This is a genomic window from Agarivorans sp. 1_MG-2023 (genome assembly GCF_030548385.1).
Classification (GTDB): domain Bacteria; phylum Pseudomonadota; class Gammaproteobacteria; order Enterobacterales; family Celerinatantimonadaceae; genus Agarivorans.
On sequence record NZ_JAUOSJ010000037.1, the window covers coordinates 1 to 751 of the forward strand.

The 751-nt window shown below is 47.0% G+C and carries 1 protein-coding gene; it reads right to left on the reverse strand.

The annotated features are described in order from the left end of the window. Nucleotides 1-35: 35 nt before the first annotated feature. On the reverse strand, nucleotides 36-635 hold the full coding sequence (locus Q4592_RS21780; RefSeq protein ID WP_303516936.1) for a transposase: 600 nt from the start codon (nucleotides 633-635) through the stop codon (nucleotides 36-38). Nucleotides 636-751 lie beyond the last annotated feature (116 nt).

The window sequence follows — 751 nt, forward strand, 5'->3', positions numbered from 1 at the left end:
TCAAGTTGTTTTACACTTTTAGCTTCTTTCTATTTCTACCCTATATGTTGGCTCTTTGGGTCAAAGCGTTGGGCTATGTCCCAGATGTAACCCAGGAGTTCTCTGGCCACTGCCGTGACCACCTTATTATGTTCTTTGCCACGGTGTTTGAGTTGGGCAAAGCGTCGACATAATCGAAGCTGAGCCTCCCATGAACGCCGTTGTAAATTGAGTGATTGGTCTTGTTGTCGTATTTGCAGCTCACGGGATACTTTGGGTGAAAAACGGTAAGCCCAAGCGGCTTCTATCAGTATTCGCCGTGCATGGGTATTGCCGCACTTGGTGATACCGCCTTGCTTTTGTCTGTTCCCGCTGGAATATTCTGAAGGCGTTAAACCTACAAAATTCATCAGTGAACGTGGATTAGCAAAACGGCGCATGTCACCGAGTTCTGCGACCAGAGTAATAGCCGATAAGAAGCGAATACCTCTTAACACCGTTAGGTATTGAACTAGCGGATACCAAGACCAGTCTTGGGCAATTAACTGTAGCTCTTGCTCAAGATGTTGAAGCCGCTCATAGCGCTCTGTAACAATGTTGATGTAATGCTGAAAGGTGAGTTTTTTAGCAGGCTCTAAGAAGTGAATATCCGCCAAGTGCCGCTTTTAGGCCTCATTCCACACTTGCCGACCAGAACACGGATGACCATTTCGCAATAAGAACAGCTTCAAACGCTGCCTGGCTTGGCGACAATCCAGCATGGCATCTTCTC